Here is an 18,900-nt window from a genome sequence, read left to right on the forward strand (position 1 = left end):
GGGGTGCTGAACCATGTCCGCCTTCTTTGCCGAACGCGCGCTGCTGCCTAGTGGATGGGCCAACAATGTACGTCTTGAGGTCGGCGCCGATGGCGTGTTGACCCATATTCAGGCCGATTCCAACGCAGATGGCGCCGAACGGCTGAGCGGTCCGCTGCTGCCGGGTATGCCGAATCTACACTCCCACGCCTTCCAGCGCGCCATGGCCGGGCTGGCGGAAGTGGCGGGTAATCCGAATGACAGTTTCTGGACCTGGCGCGAGTTGATGTATCGCCTCGTCGGAAAAATCAGCCCGGATCAACTCGGCGTCATCGCCCGTCAGCTGTACATCGAAATGCTCAAGGCCGGTTACACCTCGGTCGCGGAATTTCATTACGTACATCACGACACCAACGGCCAGCCTTACGCGGACCCGGCCGAACTGGCGCTGCGCATCAGCCAGGCCGCCCGTTCCGCCGGGATCGGCCTGACCCTGCTGCCGGTGCTCTACAGCCATTCCGGTTTCGGCGGCCAGGCCCCGAACGAAGGCCAGCGCCGCTTTATCAACAGCACCGAAAACTACCTCAAGCTTCAGTCGCGCTTGCAGCCGATGTTGGCGCAGCAACCGGCGCAGTCGCTGGGTTTGTGTTTCCACTCGTTGCGTGCGGTAACGCCGCAGCAGATCAGTGAAGTGCTGGCGGCGAGCAACCAGCAGTGCCCGGTGCACATTCACATCGCCGAACAGCAAAAGGAAGTCGACGACTGCCTGAGCTGGAGCGGTCGCCGTCCGCTGCAATGGCTGCACGAGAACGCTGACGTCGACCAGCGCTGGTGCCTCGTCCACGCGACCCACGCCAACCCGGAAGAAGTCACGCTGATGGCCAAGAGTCGTGCGATTGCCGGCCTGTGCCTGACCACCGAAGCCAACCTCGGCGACGGAATTTTCCCGGCGGTGGACTTCCTCGCTCAGGGCGGGCGCATGGGCATCGGTTCCGACAGCCATGTGTCATTGAGCGTGGTGGAAGAATTGCGTTGGCTGGAATACGGCCAGCGTCTGCGCGACCAACGCCGTAATCGTTTGTATGGCGCGGATCAGCCGATGGTTGGCCGCACGCTGTACGACGCGGCGCTGGAGGGTGGGTCTCAGGCGCTGGGGCAACCGATCGGTGCGCTGGAAGTGGGCAAACGTGCGGATTGGCTGGTGCTGGATGGCAACGATCCGTACCTGGCGACCGCCAGTGGCGACGCGATTCTCAATCGTTGGTTGTTTGCCGGTGGCGATCGCCAGGTGCGGGAGGTGCTGGTCAACGGCCAGTGGGTTGTGCGCGACGGGCGTCATGCGGACGAAGAAGAGAGCAATCGGGCTTTCACCCAAGTCCTGCGCGATCTGTTGGGCTAACACCGGAAACAACAAATGGGAGCGCGCAACTTCGCTCCCACCGTGTTTGATCTTCAGTGGTCGTTAATTCGACGTCTTGGCCATCTGCGTATCGGTCGCCCGCCAGATCAGCCGCGTGGTGTCGTAGCCCTGCTGACGCGCCTTGCTCAGCAGTTCTTCACGCACGACGCCATTAACCGTCGGGGTCCGTGACAGCAGCCACAGATACTTGCGGCTCGGATCGCCAACAATGGCGGTCTTGTAGTCATCGCTGACATACAACACCCAGTACTCCCCCTTTGCCACACCCGGAATCAGCCGCGAAAACCAGTTATCGAACTCGACCCACAGCTTGTCGGTTTTGCCCGGTTCCTGTGGCCAGGCCGTGCCTTTGGCCTCTTCCCATTGCCAGTCCGCCGTCAGGCAGCGGTTCAGCACCAACACCTTGCCGTCAGGCTTGAGCGTGTAATGGGCTTCGGATTGCGCGCAGTTGCGCTGGAAATACATCGGCAGACGGGCCAATTCGTACCAGGTCCCTTGGTACTTCTTGAGATTGACGCTATTGGCGGTTTTCGGTGCCAACGGATCTACGCCAGACGTGGCGCAGCCGGCCAATACCAGGCCAGCTAAAAGGACTATCAATAACCGCTTCATTGTTTTTCTCCCGTGGGTGTATAACCCCGGTTACTTCAGGCCTTGGCCGGAAAACATCAGCACTTTGTCACCGGCGTACTGCACGCTGATAAAGCTGTTTTTGTCGCCCCAGGTGCAACTGGACATGCCAAGCGCGCCCGAGCAATCGGCGGGTTTGCCCAGCAAGGTTTCTACCTCGGTCTTGGGCATGCCTGACGACAGCTTCGAGTAGTTTTCCTGATTAACCTTGCTGCACGCGGCCAACAACACGCAGAACGAAAGCAGGGCAATAGAACGCAACGACATGGAGTAGCTCCTGGGGCGAAGGGGAATGGCATGACTGCCAAGCTGAAGCTTAGAAGAGAAAACCCCTGTCTGGTTCCCCGGCCGGCCGGCTATTTGTTGGGCCGCTCGTCTGTCTTTTTTCGAAAAATCAGCAACTTTGTTTCGCTATTGAGAATTTCGTCGGTTTTCACAAAAACCGCCTAATCTTTGGCGCCGGTCAGTCGACATAAACGCAGCGTAAAGCCGATCGACGGGGTGAACCAGTCGGTGGCGCGGTTGAAGCCGTTAGTGGGTAGCTTCCGAATCTAACCGCCTGTCACTGATCGTACCCATGCACGGGGTGGCAACGATCAGTTAGAACCGCGATCCAGGCCCCGAAAGAAACGCTAACTCCTCAGCCGTAGATTCCCTTCCCAACACCGCATTGCGATGCGGAAACCGTCCAAACCGCGCAATCACTTTCTGATGCCGCTCGGCATAATCCAGGTTACTGGCAAACACCGCCCGATCAGCCTCAGGCTGCTGCGCCACCAACTCGATAAACCGCGAAACCGCTTCGTTCTGCACGGCCAGATTCTCGCAGTGCTCGAATACCAGGTAGATGAATACCCGCTGGATCGGCCGCAATTGCCGATCGAAATCCGCAGCGATGCCTTGCGCCACCAGTGCCTGAGCCCTGAGATCGCCTGAAAAGGATTTTGGAGTGTCGCGAAAGATCATTCGCGGGAGTTGATCGAGCAATAGCACCAGGGCCAACCAACCTTCGGGGCGTTGCGCCCACTCGGTCAAACCGCCGGCCAGTGCCTGCTCGACCCAGTCCCCGAAACGCGTGCGCGCTTCGAGGTCCTGGCTGTTGCGCTTGCCGAACCATAACGTGCCCTTGTCAGTCGCTATTTCGTTGGGGGATTCGAGCGTTCCGAACCACCATTCGAGCAACGGATGCCAGGGCGCGATCATGGTTTATTCCTTGTGGTAAGCCGTGACGCGTTCAACTTCTTCTTTCGAACCGAGGAACACGGCGACACGCTGGTGCAAGCCGTCAGGCTTGATGTCGAGGATGCGCTGATGGCCATCGGTGGAAGCGCCGCCAGCCTGCTCAACCAGGAACGACATAGGGTTGGCTTCGTACATCAGACGCAGCTTGCCCGGTTTGGAAGGTTCGCGGCTGTCGCGTGGGTACATGAACAGACCACCACGGGTCAGGATGCGGTGCACGTCCGCGACCATCGCGGCGACCCAGCGCATGTTGTAGTTCTTTTTCAACGGGCCTTCTTCGCCAGCCAGCAATTCGCCGACGTAGCGTTGTACCGGAGCTTCCCAGTGCCGCTGATTCGACGCGTTGATCGCGAACTCCTGCGTAGAGGTCGGGATCGTGATGTCTTCGTGGGTCAGGACGAAGCTGCCCATTTCGCGGTCCAGGGTGAAGCCTTTTACGCCGTCGCCCAAGGTCAGCACCAACATGGTCTGCGGGCCGTAGATGGCATAACCGGCGGCTACCTGCTCGGTGCCCGGCTGCAAGAAGGCCTTTTCGTTCAAGGCTTCATTCTGGCTCAGGTATTCGCTCGGGCAACGCAACACCGAGAAGATAGTACCGACCGGTGCGTTGATATCGATGTTCGACGAGCCGTCCAGTGGGTCGAATACCAACAGGTACGCGCCTTTCGGGTATTTGCCCGGGATCTGGTAGGCATTGTCCATTTCTTCGGACGCCATGCCGGCCAGGTGACCGCCCCATTCGTTGGCTTCGAGCAGGATCTCGTTGGAGATCACGTCGAGTTTCTTCTGCACCTCGCCTTGGACGTTTTCGGTGCCCATGCTGCCCAGAACACCACCGAGGGCGCCTTTGGACACGGCGTGGCTGATTTCCTTGCAGGCGCGCGCCACCACTTCAATCAGGAAACGCAGATCGGCAGGGGTGTTGTTGCTGCGGGTCTGCTCAATCAAATAGCGACTCAGGGTAACGCGAGACATGGAAGGCTCCGGTGGAATGGGGGGCTAAAAACCCGCGCAGTTTAACGCGAGTCGGGGCGCATTTCCTCCTATCAGACGTGTTACCCCCAATAGAGTTCATGCGCCCGGTTGAGCGTAGTTCGAAACCGCCCGGATGTGCACAGGGCGTTGCTGCCCGTTTCAAGGCTTGACTGGCGGCTTGCGCAACAGACTGAACGCCATCGAGGCCAGAAACAAAACACTGAGCAGCAACACCGCCCACAACCCGAACGTCTTCCAGTTGGTGTCCGTCGTCGCAGCCGTTGTCTCGGTCGACGCCGACGCGACCACCGCCCCGCGCTCCACCGTTGCCTTGCCCAACGTCGCCAACTTTGCAGCGCTGTAATCCGGAATCAACGTCGACAGCGGCAGGTTCGCTGCCTTCACCGTGGCATTTCCCAGCGCGAGCGTATAAGGCCCCGCTCCGCGCGCCAGGAACACCAGTTGAATGGAGCGCATGGCGAATCGCACCGTCGGCGCCTCGGCACCCAGACCGCCGCCGCGCTCGTCCACCGTCAGCTTCAACTGCTGCACGGTTTGCCCCGACAGTTGCAATTCGTTCTGCACCACGTCCTGGCCACTCTGGGTCAGGCGGTAGAGCAAACCACTGCTCAGCGCCTGCCACGGCAGGCTGCTTTCGCGTCGACCGGACAAGGTCACGGGCGCCAAACTGTTGGGCTGACTCAACTCGACTTGCAAACGCTCGACATTCAGCCCCATGGGTAATTGCCAGGTGTATTCCCCGGCCTTTACGCTGCTGCCTGCCAGCGGTTGCGACCAGATAAGCGGTAGTGGCAGGCTGCGGGTCTTGGCGCTTTGCAATTGCGCCGAGGTCAACGTCGGTGCCGATTGCGGCGTGCTCCATAGCAATCGCAGGTAACGGGCCGACTGACCCGGCAAGGCGACTTCATGTTGCTCGACTCGCTCATCGGCGAACGTCAGGCGCGCCATCTGCCCTTCGCCCCACGACTGCCAGTGTTGCAAGTCGTCGCTGGCCTCGATGGTGAAACGCTGAAAGCCATCGCGTTCGCTGGTCCAGTCGAGGATCAACTGCTGCAAGGGTGCTTTGATGCTGCTGGCGTCGAGCAACCAGCCACGCAGCATTTCTTCGCCCGCCTCCAGTTGACTGGACGGCTGCACTTCGACCAGCGTGCCGTTGGCGCTCGATTGCACCCGCACGCTCGGTGCGTGCTCTGTGGAATCCGCCGAGTTGTACAAGGGGAACCACGTCACGTCAGTCAGGGTGGGGGTTTCGCGGGTCTGCGCGGTCGCGCGCGCCAAGGAGTACGCCTGAGCCTCACCGGCGGCATTGAACACGCGCACATCGTTGAGATCGGTCTGCCGCGCATTCAATTGCACGCTCAACGGCAATTCGAGGCGATACCACGGACCTTCGCCGCTGACCGACAACGGCACCTGTGTGGCGAAGTCCGCCAATTTTTCCTGAGCACTGGCCGACAGCGCCATACCCAGCGCAACAGCGCCCAACCAGACACGGTTCAGCTTCTGACTCAAGACGACACTCCTTCAGTTTGCGGGGCCGGTTTTTCAGCCTCCGGCACAGTCTCGACGCGCTTGGGCGGTAACGGGGCGAAATAGCCCACCACCAACAGCAACACGCCAACGCCGATAAACGAGACGATCCGGGCGAGTCCGCCGCGGTTACTCAATTCGACAAAGAACAGTTTGACCACCACCACGCCGATCAGCGCCGCACCGATCAGCCAGACTTCACGGCGATGACGCCGATGGCCGCCGATCATCAGACTCAGGGCCATCAAGGTCCAGACGATGGACAGACCGGCCTGCACCCGCATGGATTCGAGCAACGCCTCCAGCTCGAACGGCACACCGCCCCAATGGTGGGCCGTGCGCATCACCAGCGCCGTGAAGAACACAAACAGCGAGACGCCAGCGATCAGTTGCGTGGCGCGATCACAGTAGTCCTTGCGAATCGCCAGTTGCCTCACGGCGCTGCGGGACCACACGTAAACGCCGAACAGCGCAAACAGCAGACCCAACTCCAGCGGGTTGACCAGCGGCACGTAAGGCAATGGCTCGGCGGTGCCGTCGCTGACGACGTTCGCCAGCCAGAACCAGCCGAGCATCAGCAACGCCAGCGGTGCCGCCGCGTACACACGGTATTCGCGCGAATAAGCAGACACCGGCCATGGCCAGGCACGGGTTGCTGCCATCAGCACCAGATACAGGCTCGGCAGCATCGCCCACCCCAACCAGCGCCAAGCGTTGTACTGCTCGGACAACAGCAACAGGCCGTAACGCAGTTCCAGGGCCAGCACACCGATCAATAGCCAGCAGCCGAGTACATGAGCCGCGCTCAGGGCACGCTGCGGCAACATCGGCGCCAAACGCCGCAAGGAGATGAAATGCACAACGAACACGGCCGCCCATACCAGCCAACCGACATTGGCCGCTGGGTGATAACGCGAGTGCCACGCAGCCAGCAACACCCAACCGGCTGCAGGCATCAGCAAGGTGCAGAGCAAGCCCAGCGACGTCCATTTCAGGCGCAGCGCCAACACCGTCCACAGCGAAACGCTCAGCGCCGCAACGGCCAGCAACAACGTCGCTTGCAGATTCAACGGTGCGAAGCGCAGCACTTCACTGACCCACGCCAGCGCCCACCAACCCGCGCCCCATACCAACAGCAGTTCGGACAAACGCTGCAAGCCCAGCACATCGAAGGCCGAGGCAGGGTTGCCGAGCTGCAAACGCCAGGCGCCAACCATCGCCGCCAAACCCAACACCAGCGGTGTCCAGAAACCGCTATGAGCCAGAGGCTTCAATCCTTCGCTCGCAAGCGGTCCGAGCACATCAGGCCCGACCATCAGGAACGCCGCGCCACCGATGACCTGCAACAGCAAACCGAAGACAAAACTCACGCGCTGCTTCAGGTACAGGCTCAGCCAGATGATGAACAAACCGCTGGCCGCCCATACCGCACTCGCCGTTTGCCAAGGCAGGACGAACAGCACCGCCAGATTGATCAACACCAGACCGGCGAGCAACACCACCGACAAGCCGCGCAGCAATCGCACGTCGCTACGGACCATCTCATCGCGCGCCGCCAGCAACATGCCGGCGATCAGCGCCAGGCCGATCAACGACGCGCTCAGCAGGCCGCTCCACCCCGCGCTGAAAACGGCGCCGGACTCACCGCTCGAGCCCTGCAGCCGCAGCAGGAACAACACACCACCGAGCAACTGTACGGCGAACGCGGTGAACAGGAACGTGCGCGATTGCAGACGCAAGCCAACGAACAACGTCGCCAATCCCGCCAACGCCCAACTGATCGCCGTACCGTGAGTGAAGAAGAACAACGGCGCCAGCAGATAAAGGAAGGTCAGACCGAGGCAAGCCAATACCGGCAACCCTTTGCGCTCCCATTCCGACGCTTGCTCGGGCAAGGCTTTGCGCAACTGGTAGAAGCTGAACAACAACGCCACGCCCAGCATCAACGCGCCGAGCGGCGCACCGTTGAGCAGGCTGCTTTCGCCGATTCGCAGTTCACTGAGAAAGGCCAGCGCCGAGCCCAGTTGCAGCAGCAAGGCAAAGGCCCGGGCCAGCGGTCGTTGCTGACGCAGGCCGAGCCAGAAAATGCCGGCGCCTTCGACGGCCCAGGCCGCAGCCGTCCAGCGCGCATCGAGCCCCAACGGAATCGCCAGGCTGGCGAAGATCACCCCCAGCGCCAGGCAGGTTTCCGCCAACAGCAACGCTCGTCCACCCATCAGCAGCCGCGCCAGGGCCATGTAAATCATGCCCAACGCCAACGCGCTGAAGGCTGCGGCAAACTCGAGATGCTGAACCAGTGCGAACTGCAAGCCGAAGCCCACCAACGGAGGACCGAACAACATCGTGCCGTCGACGTAATCGCCCTTGCGCGCCGACCAGCGCAGCAGCGCTTCACGGCTGCCGTCCTCGGGCGCGTTGCCCATTTCCAGCAACTTGCGCCGGGCGAACAGCAGACCAATGGCCAGGTACATCAGGAAAAACACCATCAGGAACGGCTCGGTGCTCCATAACAGTTCCGGGGTATAGGCACGCAGGCCCCAGGCGACACCGATGCCGAAGGTGCCGACGAAACCGATCAGGTTGAGCAGGCGCCAAGCCTTGAACCAGGCGATGGCGAGGATGCCGGCGTTGAGCAAGGCGAAGTAACTGAACAGCGCGACATGATTGCCGGCGCCGGTGGAGGTCAGGATCGGCGCGGCGAAACCGCCAAGTGCCGCAGCGGCGGCGAGGCCCAGAGCGTCCTGGGTGATGGCAAGAATCGCCGAGAACACGGTCACCGCGACCAGCAGGCCTAACGCCGCCGCGGGATCAAGCAGCGGATGCAGGCGCATCGCGGCAAACACGGTCAGGTACAACACCGCGATCCCGGTGCCTTGCAGCATCAACGCGTAATGGCTGTTGCGTGTTCTAAGCCACCAACCCAGCCCCAGAAGACCCAATGCCGCCGCCGCAACACCGGCGTAACGCAACTCGATCGGCACCACCATGCCTTCGGTGGCGTACCGCAGCAGGAAGGCCAGGCCAAGAAACAACAGCACCACACCGACCCGTAGCACAGTGTTGCCACCCAACAGCCAGTTGCGTGCGCCACTGATCGCGCGCTCGATGAAATTCGGGCCACGCGGGATGGCAGGTTGTTGCGGCTCGCCGGCGACCGCGGTAATCGGTTCCACTTCGGGAGGGAGTTCCCAGATCAGCTCCGGGGCTTGGACAGGGATTTCGTCGAGAATGAATTCAGGAGCCGCAGCAGCTTCGCTGGCATTTGGATCGCTGATGTGCGACGCCTTGACGCCTGACACCTCCAGCAATGCCAGACGTTGCTCGACCGCCTTCAGCGCCGCCTGCGCCTGCTCAAGCAGCCGATGCTGCTCGTCAGCGTGTGAACCCAAACGGCCAACGCGAATGGCCTGGCCAATACCCAACCCGAGCAGCGCGCCCAGCAGCGCATCGCTGAACGACTCGTCGAGTATCCCGCCCAGCACCAGCCCAATCAGCATGAACATCCATTGCATGGTCGATATCCCTAAGCGCAGCAGCCAATCTGGCAAACTGACGCGCAGTATATCGGCCAGACCCAACCATCGTCGGGCCTTGCTCGCAATTATTGCTGAAAGTTACTCCAAAGCTTTCCAGATTTCCGTGGCGTACTCGCGAATAGTCCGGTCGGACGAGAACCAGCCCATCCGGGAAGTGCTCAACACCGCCGAACGCCACCATGCCTCCGAATCATGCCAATGGGCTTCTACCCGCATCTGCGCGTCCCAGTAAGAGTCGAAATCGGCGCAGACCAGGAAGCGATCGTAGTCGATCAGCGAATCGATCAATCCTGTGTAACGGGAAGGATCATCCGGCGAAAACACCCCACCGCGTATCGCTTGAAGCACATCATTAAGCCGGTGGGATGCCGCAATATCGGGCGTCGCATTGAACTCATGGTTCTGCTTGCGCGCTTCAACTTGCTGAGCGCTGAGGCCGAAGATGAACATGTGTTCGGCGCCGATGCGTTCGCACATCTCCACGTTGGCCCCGTCCAGGGTACCGATGGTCAGCGCGCCGTTGAGGCCGAACTTCATGTTGCTGGTACCCGAGGCTTCGAAGCCCGCGGTGGAAATCTGCTCCGACAAATCCGCTGCCGGAATGATGCTCTCCGCCAGACTGACGTTGTAGTTGGGCAAGAACACCACTTTCAGCAAACCACGCACGGTCGGGTCGTTGTTCACCACCCGGGCGATGTCGTTGGTCAGTTTGATGATCAGCTTGGCCTGGTGATAACTGGCCGCGGCCTTGCCGGCGAAGATCTTCACCCGCGGCACCCAATCGATTTCCGGCTCGGCGCGAATGGCCTGATACAGCGCAACGGTGTGCAACAGGTTGAGCAACTGACGTTTGTATTCGTGGATCCGTTTGACCTGCACGTCGAACATCGCCGCCGGGTTGACCGCAATGCCGAGTCGCTCGTGAATGATGTATGCCAAGGCTTTCTTGCTGTGCAGGCGCTGCTCGGCGAAGGCTTTGCGGAACGCAGCTTTCTCGGCAAACGGTTCCAGCTCGAGCAAACGCTCTTCGGCGTTGTCCAGCAGATCCGGACCGAGGGCGTCGACCATCATCGAGGTCAGCTCCGGGTTGGCCTGGTAGAGCCAGCGGCGGAAGGTGATGCCGTTGGTCTTGTTATTGATCCGGTCCGGGTAAATTTTGTGCAGTTCGGAAAACACCGTTTTTCGCATCAGTTGCGTGTGCAGCCCGGACACGCCATTGACGCTATGGGAGCCAAGGAACGCGAGGTTGCCCATGCGCACGCGGCGACCGTTGTCTTCCTCGATCAGCGACACCGCGCGCAGCACCTCGAAGTCATGGATACCCTTGGCCCGCAGCGAATCGATGTGCTGGGCGTTGATCAAGTAAATGATCTGCATGTGCCGCGGCAGCATCCGTTCCATCAAACCGACCGGCCAGGTTTCCAGCGCTTCCGGCAGCAGCGTGTGGTTGGTGTAGGACAGCGTATCGACGGTGACCTGCCATGCCGCATCCCACGCGACGTCATAGACATCGACCAGTTGCCGCATCAGTTCGGCCACGGCAATCGAGGGGTGGGTATCGTTGAGCTGGATCGCGGCATGATCGCCCAGGGTCAGGACCGAGGTGTGCATGTTGCGATGACGACGCAGCAAGTCCTGCAAGGACGCGGCCACGAAGAAGTACTCCTGACGCAGACGCAGTTCCTGGCCGGCTTCGGTGCTGTCCGCCGGGTAGAGCACCCGGGAAATACTTTCGGCCCGCGCGACTTCTGCCACAGCGCCCAAGTGGTCGCCGGCGTTGAAGCGTTCAAGGTGCAAATCTTCCATGGCCCGGGCGCGCCACAGGCGCAGCGTGTTGACGCTCGCCCCACGCCAACCGACAACCGGCGTGTCATACGCAATCGCGCGAACGGTTTCCGCCGGGGTCCAGACTTGCCTGGACTTGCCGGTTTCGTCGGTGACGGTTTCGACGCTGCCGCCAAAGCCGATCGGGTAAACAACCTCTGGTCGTTCGAACTCCCAAGGGTTACCGAAATCCAGCCAGTGTTCGGTCTGTTCCTGCTGCCAGCCGTCGACAATGGCCTGGCGGAACAAGCCGTGTTCATAACGGATGCCGTAACCGTGGCCGGCAATGCCCAGGGTCGACATGCTTTCCATGAAGCACGCGGCCAGACGACCGAGGCCGCCGTTGCCCAGCGCAGCGTCGGGTTCCAGCAGGCGAATGCGTTCAAGGTCGACGCCGAGCTCAGTCAGGGCCTCGCGGGCCACGTCCAACAGGCCAAGGTTGCTCAAGCTGTCGTAGAGCAGACGGCCGATCAGAAATTCGAGGGAGAGGTAATAAACCCGCTTTTGACCTTTACGGTAAATCTGCCGGGTGTGATCCATCCAGTGCTCGACCATGTGATCGCGCGCCGCCAGGGCAATGGCTTCGAACCAGTCGTGGTCGAAGGCGTGGTCCGGGTCTTTGCCCACCGCGTAGGTGAGTTTGGTCAAGACGGCGTCGCGAAATGCGGCCACCTCTGCTTCACGAACAAGTGGTTCTTGAGTCATTGATAGGACCTCGAGCGAGCGTGGAGTAGTTGAGCCTAGACGGTCTGACAGGCCGCTGGAGCTCTGGTTCGGCAGTTTTTCCTGATAGTGCGAGATAGATCGATATTACAACGCCATGTACCGGAAAGAATGCAGGGCCCGTGCCGCAATACCGGTGTTATTGGGCAGTACACGAAAAAATCTGGCGAAAGGTTGTTCAAAAATTCACCAGTCCCGGTATGATCGCGCGCCCTGATGCACGCTGGTAACAACCGATGATGAAGTCCAACCTGATCGCCGCCGCGGAGATCGATCGCCTCGATACCTGGGCCAAGTACTCCGCCCCGATGTGTGGTTCGTGCGTTTCCAGCTGCTGCACGCTGCCGGTCGAGGTCAAGATCAAGGATCTGATCCGTATCGGCATCGTCGATGAATTCGAGCGCGGTGAGCCGCCGAAGAACATCGCCAAGCGCCTGCAGAAGGAAGGGATCGTCGAGCGTTACAACCAGAAGTCCGAGATCTTCACCCTTCAGCGCATGAGCAACAACGATTGCCTGTACCTGGATCGTAAGAGCCGTCTGTGCACTATTTATGAAAAGCGCCCGGATACTTGCCGCAACCACCCGAAAATCGGGCCGCGGCCGGGGTATTGCGCGTATAAGCCCAAAGAAGTGGCGCGCGAGACCAGCGCCAGCCGTCGCCCCCTCGAGAAGTTTTAACACACCCCAGACAAACAAAAACGCCCCCGACCTTGCGGTCGGGGGCGTTTTTTTAAGCGCTAACTAAGTCGAAACTCAGTTGCCGCTTTTCTTGGCCGCGCGGGTACGCTCGCTTTCGCCCAGGATCTTCTTACGAAGACGGATGGACTTAGGAGTGACTTCGCACAATTCGTCTTCTTGAACGAATTCCAGAGCCTGCTCCAGCGTGAAGCGGATAGGCGGAACCAGAGCGATGGTTTCGTCTTTACCCGAGGCACGCATGTTGTCGAGCTTCTTGCCTTTGGTTGGGTTAACGCCCAGGTCGTTGTCGCGGCTGTTGATGCCGACGATTTGACCTTCGTACACGTCTTCACCGTGACCCAGGAACAATTTGCCACGCGCTTGCAGGGTTTCCAGCGAGTAAGTCAGCGCCTTACCGGTAGCCACCGAAACCAGCACGCCGTTCTGACGGCCGGACATGTCGCCGGACTTCATCACGTCGTAACGGTCGAAGATCGAGGTCAGGATGCCTGCACCGGAGGTCAGGGTCAGGAACTCGTTACGGAAACCGATCAAGCCACGAGCCGGGATGTTGTACTCAAGGCGCACACGGCCCTTGCCATCCGGAACCATGTTGGTCAGGTCGCCCTTACGGATACCGATCTGTTCCATGATCGCACCTTGCGATTCTTCTGGCAGGTCGATGGTCACGTTTTCGTACGGTTCGTGCTTGACGCCGTCAACCATGCGGATGATCACTTCCGGACGACCAACACCCATTTCGAAGCCTTCGCGACGCATGGTTTCGATCAGTACCGAGAGGTGCAGTTCACCACGGCCGGAGACTTTGAACTTGTCGGCGGTGTCGCCTTCTTCAACGCGCAGGGCAACGTTGTAGAGCAGTTCTTTGTCCAGACGCTCTTTGATGTTACGGCTGGTGACGAACTTGCCTTCACGACCGCAGAACGGCGAGTCGTTAACCTGGAAGGTCATCGAAACGGTTGGTTCGTCAACGGTCAGCGGCTTCATCGCTTCGACGTTCAGTGGGTCGCACAGAGTGTCGGAGATGAACAGCGAATCGAAGCCGCTGATGCAGACGATGTCGCCGGCAGCTGCTTCTTCAACGTCAACGCGGTGCAGACCGTGGTGACCCATCAGCTTCAGGATACGGCCGTTACGGCGCTTGCCGTCGGCATCGATCGCCACAACCTGGGTGTTCGGCTTGACGCGACCACGAGCGATACGGCCAACGCCGATGATGCCCAGGAAGCTGTTGTAGTCCAGTGCCGAGATTTGCATCTGGAACGGACCGTCACGGTCAACTTTCGGCGCAGGTACGTTGTCGACGATCGACTGGTACAGCGGGGTCATGTCTTCAGCCATGTCGGTGTGTTCCAGACCGGCAATGCCGTTCAGGGCCGAGGCGTAGACGACTTTGAAGTCCAGCTGTTCTTCGGTAGCACCGAGGTTGTCGAACAGGTCGAAGATCTGGTCCAGAACCCAGTCCGGACGTGCGCCTGGACGGTCAACCTTGTTGATAACCACGATTGGACGCAGGCCGGCTTCGAAAGCCTTCTTGGTCACGAAACGGGTTTGCGGCATAGGGCCGTCTTGAGCGTCAACCAGCAGCAGAACGGAGTCAACCATCGACATTACGCGTTCAACTTCGCCGCCGAAGTCGGCGTGGCCCGGGGTGTCCACGATGTTGATGTGGTAGCCGTTCCAGTTGATGGCGGTGTTTTTCGCCAGAATGGTAATACCGCGCTCTTTCTCCTGGTCGTTGGAGTCCATCACGCGCTCGTCGTTGAGCTCGTTGCGCTCCAGGGTGCCGGATTGACGCAAGAGTTTGTCTACCAGGGTGGTCTTACCATGGTCAACGTGAGCAATGATGGCGATGTTGCGTAGATTTTCGATCACTTGTGTATCTCGATCAGAGGATTCGGTGTGCTGACAAGTCTTGGCAGCGATTTACAGTAGAGTCAGGCCTTGCCGTTACAGCTTGACGGCAGAGTCGGGGGGCCGGTGACGCAGGCCACAGGCATACAGCCCCGGGCTCTTAGCTCGGTCGATAAACGCGCACATTGGCATGCCCCTCACTGAGCAAATGGTGGGCATGCAGGCGACTCATCACGCCTTTGTCGCAATACAGCAGGTACTGGCGAGTAGGGTCCAGTTCCTTGAAACGAGCGTTCAATGCATAAAACGGCATCGTTTGTACCTCAATGCCAACGAGGCCCAGCGGGTCGTCTTCAGCGGCATCCGGATGACGGATGTCGATGACGATCTGACCAGCCAGCGCTTCACTGACTTCTTCGATCTGCAAGTCCTGGCCCAATTCGTCGATCACGCGATCGATCGGCACCAGTTTGGCGTTCTCGAGCGCACGCTCAAGCACTGCCATGTCGAACTGTTGTTCTTCGTACTCCACGCGTGGACGCTTGGCGTGGGTCTTGGGGTTCACCGAGATGACCCCGCAGTATTCCGGCATGTGCTTGGCGAAATCGGCAGTGCCGATTTCGTTGGCCAGGTCGATGATGTCCTGCTTGTGACTGGCGATCAGCGGACGCAAGACCAGCTTGTCGGTCACGCGGTCGATCACGGACAGGTTCGGCAGCGTCTGGCTCGACACCTGGGAAATCGCTTCACCGGTGACCAGCGCATCGATGTCCAGCCGATCGGCAATACGGGAAGCAGCGCGCAACATCATACGCTTCAAAACTACGCCCATATGACTGTTATCGACTTTACCGAGAATTTCTCCCAGTACTTCCTCGAACGGCACACTCACAAATAACACGCGTTGGGAGCTGCCGTACTTCTTCCAGATGAAGTGCGCGACTTCCATAACGCCCAGTTCATGGGCTCGTCCGCCCAGATTGAAGAAGCAGAAATGGCTCATCAGCCCGCGGCGCATGATCTGGTAAGCGGCGACGGTGGAATCGAAGCCGCCGGACATCAGCACAAGCGTCTGTTCCAAGGCACCCAGCGGATATCCGCCGATGCTGTTGTGCTGGCTGTGGATCACGAACAACCGTTTGTCGCGAATTTCGAGGCGAACTTCGATTTCCGGGTCTTTCAGCGAGATCCCGGCGGCGCCGCACTGACGACGCAGCTGGCTGCCGACGTATTTCTCGACGTCCATCGAGCTGAATTCGTGCTTGCCGGCACGCTTGCAGCGCACCGAAAAAATCTTCCCGGCCAACGCATCACCGAAGTGCTGCTTGCACTTGGCGACGATGTCGTCGAAGTCACCCAGCGGGTATTCGTCGACTTGCAGGAAATGCGCGATGCCCGGCATGCAGCTCAGGCGCTCGGTCATCTCCTTCAGGGCTTTGGGCTCAGCGATGCGCGTTTCAAGCTCGAGATTGTCCCACACACCGTTCACCACCACAGCCGGGTCCAGGTCGCGGAGCACGGTACGGATGTTTTTGGCCAACTGGCGGATGAAACGCATCCGTACCGGGCGGCTCTTGATGGTGATCTCGGGGAAGACTTTTACGATTAGTTTCATGAAAACAGCGCGCGCTGGGCCAGCCGAAAAAGGGGGGCGCGGATTATAGCGGAAATTGCTCAAGGTTTAACCAGTTAATGTGCAGAAGGTTTTGCGCGCACCAAAACAGGTCATTTGTTGAGTTTGACGCTACATTACGGGGCGCTATTTCCGCCTTTACTACGCTTTGCATCTTTATAAGCGTGAAATTGGGGCAAAAAACCCATGGTGGGGCACTGGCATGCAATTTGCTCCCTTGTGAGGCAGGTTGCCTTGGCAGAGTATTCGCGCCGGCATCACCCACATTCCAAGGGCATCCACTACTAAGCCCGAAGCCACCCGGAGGACACTATGTCGAAGTCGGTTCAACTCATCAAAGATCATGACGTCAAATGGATTGATCTGCGCTTCACGGACACCAAAGGCACTCAGCACCACGTGACCATGCCGGCTCGCGACGCGCTGGATGACGCTTTCTTCGAAGAAGGCAAAATGTTCGACGGTTCCTCCATCGCAGGCTGGAAGGGCATCGAAGCTTCCGACATGATCCTGCTGCCAGACGACAGCACTGCCGTTCTCGATCCGTTCACCGAAGACCCAACGCTGATCATCGTGTGTGACGTCATCGAGCCTTCGACCATGCAAGGCTACGATCGCGACCCACGTGCGATCGCCAAGCGTGCTGAGGAATACCTGAAGTCGACCGGTATCGGCGACACCGTTTTCGTTGGCCCGGAGCCTGAGTTCTTCATCTTTGATCAGGTGAAATTCAAGTCGGACATCTCCGGCTCGATGTTCAAAATCTTCTCCGAACAGGGTTCGTGGATGTCCGACCAGGACATCGAAGGCGGCAACCACGGCCACCGTCCAGGTATCAAAGGCGGCTACTTCCCGGTTCCTCCGTTCGACCACGACCACGAAATCCGTACCTCCATGTGCAACGCCATGGAAGAAATGGGCCTGGTCATCGAAGTTCACCACCACGAAGTGGCGACTGCCGGCCAGAACGAAATCGGTGTGAAGTTCAACACCCTGGTGGCCAAGGCTGACGAAGTTCAGACCCTGAAATACTGCGTGCACAACGTAGCTGTGGCTTACGGCCGCACCGCGACCTTCATGCCTAAGCCGCTGTACGGCGACAACGGTTCGGGTATGCACGTTCACCTGTCCATCGCCAAAGATGGCAAGAACACCTTCGCTGGCGAAGGCTATGCCGGCCTGTCCGACACCGCCCTGTACTTCATCGGCGGCATCATCAAGCACGGTAAAGCACTGAACGGCTTCACCAACCCGTCGACCAACTCCTACAAGCGTCTGGTCCCAGGTTTCGAAGCGCCGGTCATGCTGGCCTACTCGGCGCGTAACCGTTCCGCTTCGATCCGTATTCCTTACGTGTCCAGCCCTCGCGCTCGCCGTATCGAAGCCCGCTTCCCGGATCCAGCAGCCAACCCGTACCTGGCTTTCGCAGCCTTGGTAATGGCCGGCCTGGACGGTATCCAGAACAAGATCCACCCTGGCGATGCTGCTGACAAAAACCTGTACGACCTGCCGCCTGAAGAGGCGAAAGAGATCCCACAAGTTTGCGGCAGCCTGAAAGAAGCCCTGGAAGAGCTGGACAAAGGTCGTGCGTTCCTGACCAAAGGCGGCGTTTTCAGCGACGATTTCATCGACGCTTACATCGCCCTGAAAAGCGAAGAAGAAATCAAAGTACGTACCTTCGTACACCCACTGGAATACGAGCTGTACTACAGCTGCTGATCCGGTAGCGCCAGCTGCACGCGGCGTGACAAAAAGAGGCCTCCTTTTGGGAGGCCTTTTTTGTGGGCGCCGTTTTATGCCCTGACCTATGCTGCACCCCAATGCTTTCGTATCGGGTCGATTTTATGGGTCGTGGTTTTCTACTGATGTTGCTGTTGATCGCCCTGCCCGCCGCCGCGCAGATCTATAAATACACCGACGCCGACGGCAACACTGCCTACAGCAATCAACCGCCCGATGGCGTGAAGGCTCAGCCGGTCGAGTTGCCGCCGCTCAACAGAGCTGAACCCCTAGCCCCTTCTGCGCCATCTGTCGAAGCCACCCGCCGCGAACAGCCGCACAGCGCGTACGAGGGGCTGCAGCTGACCCACTTACCCACCACCGAAGCACTGCGTGCCAACAACGGCACCTTCACCGTCAACGTGCTGATCAACCCCCGCCTGCAAGGCCCTCATCTGTTCAGGCTGTTGCTGGACGATCAACCTTATGGCCAGCCGAGCAACGTGCCGATCCTGCAACTGGTCAATATTGATCGCGGCACACACAGCCTCGCGGTGCAGGTGATCGACGGGGAAAACATTGTTCAACAAAGTCCCACCGTGACGTTCACCGTCCAACGGGTGCACAAGCCGTGAGGCTGTGGCTGCTGATGACCTGCCTGATCACCCTGCCGGTGACGGCCGAGGTGCTCACCTACGTCGACGCCCAGGGCAATCGGACCTACACCGACCAGCCGGGCTCCGGCAACGCAGTCACCGCCACTCGCTGCTACTTGACGGCCAACCCACCGCAGCGCCCGGTCTGAACCCGGCGTTCGCCCGGAGCAACATCGATCGCGGCAGCCATAATCTCTCAGCGGAATCCTCGACGAGCAACGCCGCATCGTTGAGCGCACAGCCAACCAGCCGCTCCACATGCTGCGCATCTTCTAACGCCGCACAGGCTTGTGCACTATATTGGTGCAATTGACTGCACCGTACCCACATTCCAACCCATTTTGGTTCGAAAGTACTCGCCAAGGCTGGCATAACGCCACGCAAACGAGCGTCAAACGCCCGTTTCAGGCCTTGAACGCTTCTTTTCGGAGCCTTGGTTTGGTTTTTGCAGTTTCCA

Annotated in this window: 13 protein-coding genes and 1 pseudogene; 5 read left to right on the forward strand and 9 right to left on the reverse strand. The window is 59.6% G+C overall.

Annotation, left to right across the window (positions count from 1 at the left end; translation table 11 throughout):
• Window positions 1–13 precede the first annotated feature (13 nt).
• Window positions 14–1,378, forward strand: a complete 1,365-nt coding sequence (locus ACXPVS_RS16285; protein ID WP_458510843.1) for a formimidoylglutamate deiminase — start codon at window positions 14–16, stop codon at window positions 1,376–1,378.
• Window positions 1,379–1,441: 63 nt separating this feature from the next.
• Here the strand turns inward: ACXPVS_RS16285 and ACXPVS_RS16290 are convergent, their stop codons facing one another.
• From ACXPVS_RS16290 to ACXPVS_RS16320, 7 genes are all read right to left on the reverse strand, one after another.
• Window positions 1,442–2,011 (reverse strand): lipocalin family protein, encoded by a 570-nt coding sequence (locus ACXPVS_RS16290; protein WP_458510844.1) that lies wholly within the window; start codon window positions 2,009–2,011, stop codon window positions 1,442–1,444.
• A gap of 30 nt (window positions 2,012–2,041) precedes the next feature.
• The gene (locus tag ACXPVS_RS16295; RefSeq protein ID WP_458510845.1) at window positions 2,042–2,296 is read right to left on the reverse strand and encodes a hypothetical protein; all 255 of its coding nucleotides are present in this window, start codon (window positions 2,294–2,296) and stop codon (window positions 2,042–2,044) included.
• Window positions 2,297–2,629: 333 nt separating this feature from the next.
• A complete protein-coding gene (locus ACXPVS_RS16300; RefSeq protein ID WP_458510846.1) occupies window positions 2,630–3,232 on the reverse strand; it encodes a DUF924 family protein in 603 nt (200 codons plus the stop codon).
• 3 nt (window positions 3,233–3,235) lie between these two features.
• Window positions 3,236–4,246, reverse strand: a complete 1,011-nt coding sequence (locus tag ACXPVS_RS16305; protein WP_458510847.1) for a class 1 fructose-bisphosphatase — start codon at window positions 4,244–4,246, stop codon at window positions 3,236–3,238.
• Window positions 4,247–4,405: 159 nt separating this feature from the next.
• Window positions 4,406–5,779 carry a DUF3999 domain-containing protein gene (locus tag ACXPVS_RS16310; protein WP_458510848.1) on the reverse strand — a complete coding sequence of 458 codons (1,374 nt, stop codon included), beginning with the start codon at window positions 5,777–5,779 and terminating at the stop codon, window positions 4,406–4,408.
• Window positions 5,776–9,309, reverse strand: coding sequence for a DUF2339 domain-containing protein (locus ACXPVS_RS16315; RefSeq protein ID WP_458510849.1), 3,534 nt, complete (start codon window positions 9,307–9,309; stop codon window positions 5,776–5,778). The genes ACXPVS_RS16310 and ACXPVS_RS16315 overlap by 4 nt, the downstream gene beginning before the upstream one ends.
• Before the next feature lie 102 nt (window positions 9,310–9,411).
• The gene (locus ACXPVS_RS16320; protein ID WP_458510850.1) at window positions 9,412–11,862 is read right to left on the reverse strand and encodes a glycogen/starch/alpha-glucan phosphorylase; all 2,451 of its coding nucleotides are present in this window, start codon (window positions 11,860–11,862) and stop codon (window positions 9,412–9,414) included.
• 254 nt (window positions 11,863–12,116) lie between these two features.
• Between ACXPVS_RS16320 and ACXPVS_RS16325 the strand changes: the two genes are divergently transcribed.
• A complete protein-coding gene (locus tag ACXPVS_RS16325; protein ID WP_458510851.1) occupies window positions 12,117–12,560 on the forward strand; it encodes a YkgJ family cysteine cluster protein in 444 nt (147 codons plus the stop codon).
• Between the two features lie 75 nt (window positions 12,561–12,635).
• On the opposite strand, the gene typA is transcribed toward ACXPVS_RS16325, so the two are convergent.
• On the reverse strand, window positions 12,636–14,456 hold the full coding sequence (gene typA / locus ACXPVS_RS16330; protein ID WP_458510852.1) for a translational GTPase TypA: 1,821 nt from the start codon (window positions 14,454–14,456) through the stop codon (window positions 12,636–12,638).
• A 139-nt stretch (window positions 14,457–14,595) separates the two neighbouring features.
• Window positions 14,596–16,050, reverse strand: coding sequence for a tRNA uracil 4-sulfurtransferase ThiI (gene thiI, locus ACXPVS_RS16335; protein WP_458510853.1), 1,455 nt, complete (start codon window positions 16,048–16,050; stop codon window positions 14,596–14,598).
• A gap of 330 nt (window positions 16,051–16,380) precedes the next feature.
• On the opposite strand from thiI, the gene glnA reads away from it, so the two are divergent.
• From glnA to ACXPVS_RS16350, 3 genes and pseudogenes are all read left to right on the forward strand, one after another.
• Entirely contained in the window at window positions 16,381–17,787 is a 1,407-nt protein-coding gene (gene glnA / locus ACXPVS_RS16340) for a glutamate--ammonia ligase (protein WP_140668136.1), read from the forward strand.
• Window positions 17,788–17,912: 125 nt separating this feature from the next.
• Window positions 17,913–18,422: a DUF4124 domain-containing protein gene (locus tag ACXPVS_RS16345; RefSeq protein ID WP_458510854.1), complete on the forward strand. Its 510-nt coding sequence runs from the start codon at window positions 17,913–17,915 to the stop codon at window positions 18,420–18,422.
• A pseudogene (locus tag ACXPVS_RS16350) lies at window positions 18,419–18,713 on the forward strand (DUF4124 domain-containing protein); the annotation flags it as partial. The gene ACXPVS_RS16345 and the pseudogene ACXPVS_RS16350, both read left to right, overlap by 4 nt.
• Window positions 18,714–18,900 lie beyond the last annotated feature (187 nt).

It is taken from the genome of Pseudomonas sp. Ma2-10 (assembly GCF_054330215.1).

Bases quoted from the DNA above. Each gene is read 5' to 3' on its own strand.
- ACXPVS_RS16285 (WP_458510843.1), top strand. From the start codon at position 14: ATGTCCGCCTTCTTTGCCGAACGCGCGCTGCTGCCTAGTGGATGGGCC.
- glnA (WP_140668136.1), top strand. From the start codon at position 16,381: ATGTCGAAGTCGGTTCAACTCATCAAAGATCATGACGTCAAATGGATT.
- ACXPVS_RS16300 (WP_458510846.1), bottom strand. From the start codon at position 3,232: ATGATCGCGCCCTGGCATCCGTTGCTCGAATGGTGGTTCGGAACGCTC.
- ACXPVS_RS16325 (WP_458510851.1), top strand. From the start codon at position 12,117: ATGATGAAGTCCAACCTGATCGCCGCCGCGGAGATCGATCGCCTCGAT.
- ACXPVS_RS16295 (WP_458510845.1), bottom strand. From the start codon at position 2,296: ATGTCGTTGCGTTCTATTGCCCTGCTTTCGTTCTGCGTGTTGTTGGCC.
- ACXPVS_RS16290 (WP_458510844.1), bottom strand. From the start codon at position 2,011: ATGAAGCGGTTATTGATAGTCCTTTTAGCTGGCCTGGTATTGGCCGGC.
- ACXPVS_RS16315 (WP_458510849.1), bottom strand. From the start codon at position 9,309: ATGCAATGGATGTTCATGCTGATTGGGCTGGTGCTGGGCGGGATACTC.
- ACXPVS_RS16305 (WP_458510847.1), bottom strand. From the start codon at position 4,246: ATGTCTCGCGTTACCCTGAGTCGCTATTTGATTGAGCAGACCCGCAGC.
- ACXPVS_RS16320 (WP_458510850.1), bottom strand. From the start codon at position 11,862: ATGACTCAAGAACCACTTGTTCGTGAAGCAGAGGTGGCCGCATTTCGC.
- ACXPVS_RS16345 (WP_458510854.1), top strand. From the start codon at position 17,913: ATGGGTCGTGGTTTTCTACTGATGTTGCTGTTGATCGCCCTGCCCGCC.
- thiI (WP_458510853.1), bottom strand. From the start codon at position 16,050: ATGAAACTAATCGTAAAAGTCTTCCCCGAGATCACCATCAAGAGCCGC.